The sequence below is a fragment of the Schlesneria sp. genome, from assembly GCF_036405755.1.
Taxonomy (GTDB): Bacteria; Planctomycetota; Planctomycetia; order Planctomycetales; family Planctomycetaceae; genus Schlesneria; species Schlesneria sphaerica.
The window spans coordinates 1-6018 of sequence record NZ_DASWWZ010000406.1; the positions used below are offsets into that span (position 1 = coordinate 1).

Annotated in this window: 4 protein-coding genes; 3 read left to right on the forward strand and 1 reads right to left on the reverse strand. The window is 56.9% G+C overall.

The window, feature by feature from the left end:
* Nucleotides 1–275, forward strand: a 275-nt coding sequence (locus VGE80_RS13965; protein WP_440593097.1) for a hypothetical protein, incomplete at its 5' end; no start/stop codon positions are given.
* A gap of 342 nt (nt 276–617) precedes the next feature.
* On the opposite strand, the gene VGE80_RS13970 is transcribed toward VGE80_RS13965, so the two are convergent.
* Entirely contained in the window at nt 618–4457 is a 3840-nt protein-coding gene (locus VGE80_RS13970) for a UvrD-helicase domain-containing protein (protein ID WP_440593098.1), read from the reverse strand.
* 199 nt (nt 4458–4656) lie between these two features.
* Here VGE80_RS13970 and VGE80_RS13975 point away from each other — a divergent pair, with 199 nt between their 5' ends.
* Both VGE80_RS13975 and fabG read left to right on the forward strand, forming a co-directional pair.
* On the forward strand, nt 4657–5136 hold the full coding sequence (locus VGE80_RS13975) for a 3-hydroxyacyl-ACP dehydratase FabZ family protein (protein WP_373653588.1): 480 nt from the start codon (nt 4657–4659) through the stop codon (nt 5134–5136).
* A 93-nt stretch (nt 5137–5229) separates the two neighbouring features.
* Nucleotides 5230–5985, forward strand: a complete 756-nt coding sequence (gene fabG / locus VGE80_RS13980) for a 3-oxoacyl-[acyl-carrier-protein] reductase (RefSeq protein ID WP_373653589.1) — start codon at nt 5230–5232, stop codon at nt 5983–5985.
* Nucleotides 5986–6018: the final 33 nt, after the last annotated feature.

Below are 6018 nucleotides of genomic sequence, written 5' to 3' on the forward strand. Positions count from 1 at the left end.
ATCCTGGGCACGACCCTATTTACCTTGCCCTAATGTCTTATGAGTCTGATACAGACCTAGAACTAGTCGTAAATACATTTGGTTTGATTCAAAGCTCGCTTGACAAGGAATCAGAGTCGCGTGCGAATAATCTGACGCCGAAACCTTCATGGTTTCCTTTAAAGAATGCTAAGACTCTTTATGTTTTCCCTGAAAGTTTTGGGCAAGGCTACTCATCGAATCTGTGGGTCGACCCAGACAGCAAAATGATGCTACTTGAACGGACTTGGTGGTAACCCCGGATAGATGGGGAAAGGAGACGGGGGCAGGTCTCATTTAGTGGCGTCGCAAGTTGTTAGACTTTTTGATGGCATGCACGAAACGCATTTGTCCGGCAGGTGAAGTCTTCCAGGCTAGAAGCAGTTTCAAAACCCTCGTCTGCAAAACTTGCCGATTGAATTCTGCGTGAAAAGCCAGATGCAACAGTAATTACCTATCGGGTTTTGAAACTACTTCTAGGCGTACTTTGGCTTTCCTGTCGCGGAACGACAGGGCTACTTGGGTTGAGCCAGCCTTGATTGCCTGAACCCTCTACTGGGCTGATGAAATACTGCCTACCGTGCCGATGGACTACTGTGCTAACGAGCCTCGAAGTGGGGCGGCAGGTTGTTCTGGGGTGTTGTTCTGAGGGAGTTGAACGCGTTGCTGACGCGCTGCTGGACCTTGGCCCAGCGGGTGTCGGACCATTCGAGGGTGATTCGGCGAACTTGGGGTCGGAATACGACGAGTGACACTTCGTGCGGTCGTACTCCGAACCATTGCTGCACGGCGTAGGCGTACAGACCCATCTGGATTTCGTACGGGGCCAGCAGTTGTTCGACTGGGGTCTCGAGCGGAAATTCTCCTGTCTTGTAGTCGATGACGTGCCAGCCCTGTTCGGTTTGAATCAGCAGATCGATGACCCCTGCAATCATCGGATCGGGTCGCGGAACAGGTCGCGTACCCGCCTCCGCAGCCTCGGGCCAGACCTCCTCGGGCTTGCCCCCCTTGAGCCTGCCCTCCTTCGGGTTCGACGGCCAGGGGAGGAAGAATTCAACTTCACGCTGCGTCGATTTGTACCCGGCGAGTTCCTGCGCCAGCGGTGAACTGAAAAATTTCGTCAGCATCATCTCGGCCTGACGAACAACTCTTTGTGGGATCGCATCGGGGCTCCGCTGCACGGCTTGGGTGAGCAATTCTTCCCAGCCGTCTGGCTCGTCAAATTGGGCCACTTCCAGCACCGCGTGAACCAGCGTTCCCAGAGCCGTCGCCTGATCGGGATCCATGAACGATTCGGCATCCTGTCCCCGTTCCCGTTCCCGTTCCTGCCCCCTTTCCTGCCCCGGATGCGGCGTGGTCTGGTGAGGTGCCCGTAGCGTCGCGTCGATCTCCTCGAGACGTGACACGCTGAGAACGGCCAGATCGTTCCGATCCGGTCCGTACACGCGGGAGGTGACGGGGAACTCGCCGGGCTCTGCGTTCAGGACACGTCCGGGAATTTCTCCGACGGCGATGTGCTTTTCGTGATGCAGATGGAAGCGAGGCACCTGACACGCTTCACGATGAATGAAGACTTCCGGAACGGTGTCGCGTCCTCCGGTCCCAAACTCCGAAGTCCCCAGCAGGGGATCCATTTTCAGCAGGCCGGTACTGACATCAAACCGGGACTCAAGCAGGATTCGCCAAGGGGATTGAGCGGGCTTCTCAGGCTCGATTCCGGCGGACAGAATCAGGTAGTCGGCCGCTCGCGTGCAGGCGACATAAAACAGGCGAATCGTCTCCGCCGCATCCGCTTCATCTTCGTCCAGCTTGTACATCTTCAGGCCGAGGTTATCGACCTGACGTCCGAATTGTTCCGGCTGCTTGATCAGTGGCCCCAGCTCGGGATGCAGGATGGCTGAGCCACCTCGCGGTGGCCCCTTCCGATCGATGTCGGCCACGATCACCACGGGAAACTCCAGCCCCTTGGATTGATGGATCGACATCAGCCGAATGACATCTCCCGACTCGGGCTGCGTGGTGGCAAACTCCTCACTCGATTCTTCCAGCACCGAAGTCTGCAGACGGGTGACGAAATCCTTGAGGGTGTAAGCGTTGCCGCGATCGAACTGCCGCGCCATGTCGATCAGCTTTCGCAGATTGGCGAGTTTACGTTCCCCCAGAAACTCGGCCAGCAGAGACGCGTCGTAACCGGTCCGCTCAACCCCCTGATTCAGCAAATCGGCAAGCGGAATTCGATCCTTCAGATTGCGAAGATTACTCAGAACTTCGTTTGCGAACCGAATGCGGGACTTTTGATCGTCGGGGAGAAATGCCGGTGGTTCCTGCTGCAGTGCGTGGTGTAGCGAAGGTTTGTTTCGGGATGGGGAAGCGTGACCTGGCCCCTGCCCTGCTCCCTCTGCGGCAAGCTGTTGCGAGGCGGCAGCAACCTCCTCTGCCCCTTTCGCCCCGGAGTCCGAACTGGTGGCCAGTGCCTGGATCGCGTCGTCGCTCAGATTGAAGAACGGCGACCGGAGCACGCCGACCAGCCCGATCAGATCATCAGGATCATCGAGATAACGACACAGATTCAACAGGTCGAAGACTTCCTGCTGCGCGAAAAACGCCTTGCCGCCGACGAGGTAGTATTCGAGTCCATAACGACGGAGAGCCGCTTCGTAGTCCTGAACGTTCGACAGGGCGCGAAACAGGATGACGATATCACCCGGTTCAGTCCGGCGCAGAATCGGATTCCCCTGTGCGTCCCTGGCATGACTTCGAATCCGCGGCGTGGGGTCGTCCAGCAATGCAAAGATTCGCCGCGCGATCCAGTCTGCTTCCCGTCTTCGCAACTGGGGCGCGTTGGCGCGAGTCTCCTCGTCCTCCTCTGCCGACAACGCTTCGCTGGCACCCGTTTCCTCGTCCTCCTGACGGGCCTCGACGACATCGTACCAGGCGAAGAGAAACTCGACTGCTGGTGTCGGCGAATGCTGGACCTTCTGGAACGGGTCGAGCGGCTCGTACTCCTCCAGTGCCGCAGAAAAGAGGTGATTCACGAAATTCAGCACCGCAGGCTGACTGCGAAAGTTCACATTGAGGGGCAACCGCCCGTGCGGGGGGAGCTCGGCACTCATCGACGTGAAGACGGTCGGGTCGGCTCGGCGGAAGCGATAGATCGACTGCTTCCGGTCACCGACCATGAACAGCTTACCGGCGGTCAACGCGGCACCGCACAGGCTGCGAACGACGTCTGCCTGAACGGGATCGGTGTCTTGAAACTCATCGACCATCAACAGCCGAATGCTGGAAGCAACTCGCTGGCGCACAGCTTCGTGATCCCGAAGCAGATCCCGTGCATGCAGCAGCAGGTCGTCGAAGTCGAGCACACCCTGAGCCCGTTTGGCAGCGGCATATTCGGCGGCGGTCAGTTGGGTCAGACGGACGGCACGGCAGGCCAGTTCTGCAGAGATGGCGACGTGCTGCGGGTCAAACTTAAGCTCATCCAGCAAATCAACGGCGGCCTCTCGCATCTCTTTCAATGCCAACTTGGCCTCTTCCTGCCGCTCGTCGGAGACCCAGTCCTTTTTTCCGCCCCCTCCCTGGACGCGGCAATTGACTCGAATCTGATCAAGTGTTTCTTCGATATTGGCCCAGGGGGTGTCAGGTTGCAGGACGGTCCAGAGATAGTTGATCCGTTCAATCATCGTGGGGTGCTTCGAAGGAGACCCCGATATCGCCCCAAGCACCGTCTGCACGAGAGGAGCCGTTCGGAACTCTTTAACAAGACGCGGCACGAATTCTGTGTGCCACTTCTGCAACCACTGGGCCGCCAGTGAAACGGGCGTGACATCGCCGAAAGCCGCAAAGTCCATCTGAAAACGCTGCAGGGTGAAAGCTCGCAGATGCTCTCGAACCCGTTCGAGACCGAACTGAACGGTGAACGCAACGGCATCCTCGTCCCCCTGCTCCAGCAGTCGGTGGAGGGTATCCCGGGCGACGCGTCTCAGCAGCGTGTCGGCCAGGGCCGGTTCGAGGACAGTGAACTGCGGATCGAGTCCCGCTTCGACGGCTTGCGACCGCAAGAGACTGGTGCAGAACGAGTGAATCGTGCTGATGCGTGCCCCGTCCAGCCCTCGCAAAATTTCCAGCCAATGGTCAACGTGATCGGCCGTGCAGGTTTGCAATTGGTGATGACAGGCCGCACGAATCCGGTTTCGCATTTCGCGAGCGGCGCGATCGGTGAAGGTGATGGCCACCAGTTGATGCAGATCGATGGGCGATTCGGCACTGGTCCCCGCAGGCTGCAGCCCTGCCAGAAAACGCTGTGTCAGCACGAATGTCTTACCGCATCCGGCCCCCGCGGAAAGGGCAATGGAAACCCCGCGGCGGTGAATGGCATCACTTTGTTGGGGGGTGAACGAGGGGGATTTTCCCGCGGATCGACCAGCTTCGTCACTCATAACCGATTATTCCAAAAAGGCTTACACCCACGAGCAGCGTGAAGAGAGTTCCGGGGTTGTGTGGTATTCTCGACACACTATAGAATGAACTATTTATGGTCGCTCGTGTGTGAGTAGGATTCTTGCAAACCCGACCTGCAGTAGCACGCGTTGCCTGAGTTCACGATCAGTGCAGCGGTGCGGAAATGGACGTAGTTGAATGCGATTTTTGCTGATTGACCGCATTACGGAGTTGGAACCGCAGAAGTCCATCACGGCACTCAAGAACCTGTCCTTGGCCGAGGAATACCTGGCGGATCACTTTCCAGGGTTTCCCGTCATGCCAGGCGTGCTGATGCTGGAGACGCTGATTCAGGCTGGCGGCTGGCTGATGAGGCACGCGGACAATTTTGCTTACAGCACCGTCATGCTGAAGGAAGTGCGTGCCATCCGTTACAATAACTTTGTGACCCCGGGGAACACGTTGATCGTGAAGATGGCGGTCCGCAAGCAGGCAGGCACAACCTGGGAGTTTAACGGGTCCGGAACGGTGAACGGTGATTCGGCGGTCTCCGCGAAGCTCACCCTCGAAGCATTTAATCTGCGTGATCAAAATCCATCACTGGCAGACTCTGATGCGCTTCGAATTCAAACTTACCGGGACATATTTCAACAGATCTGGACACCCCCGCAAGCCTGACGCGTTTTCGCGGCGCCGGATAAATTCGCAATGGAACTGAGACGTATCTGACGCTGGTCGGCAAGATACGGCGATTTTTGAGGATCTACTACGATGAATGTCTCTGAACGTGTCGCACTCGTTACTGGTGGAAGTCGCGGGATCGGAAAAGCAATCGTCTTCGCACTCGCCAAAGCCGGCGCGAAAGTGGCTTTCGTCTATCAGTCCAACCAGGAGGCCGCTGACCAGATCGTGACCGAGCTGACGTCGCAAGGTCATGAAGTGTACGCGATTAAGGCTGATGTCTCGCAAAAATCCGAAGCGGACGCCGCCATTGAGAATGTGGTGTCAAAATGGGGGCGACTGGACATCCTCGTCAACAATGCGGGCATTATTCGCGACAAACTGGTGCTCGCGATGTCTCCCGAAGAATGGCATGAAGTCATCAATACGAATCTGTCGAGTGTCTTTAATTTTTGTCAGGCAGCAATACGTCCGATGATGAGTAACAGGTTTGGTCGAATTGTGAATATGTCGAGCGTCGCCGCTGACTTTTCCAATCCCGGCCAGGCCAACTATGCGGCGAGCAAGGCGGGGATCGAAGGATTTTCCCGTTGTCTCGCCACCGAGTACGCCAAGCGGGGCATCACAGTGAACTGTGTTGCTCCCGGATTCATCGAGACGGACATGACAGTCGCGGTTGTGAATGCTGCAGGAGACAAAGTAAAGAACTCCATTCCCGTCAAGCGATTGGGGAAGCCAGAAGATATTGCCAACGCGGTGTTGTTTCTGGCGAGCGAAGAATCCAGCTACATCACAGGCCAGGTGTTGAAAGTCGATGGAGGACTGACACTTGGTGGTATGGGTTAATTTTTGTCAGGAACATGATTTGACCGATTGATG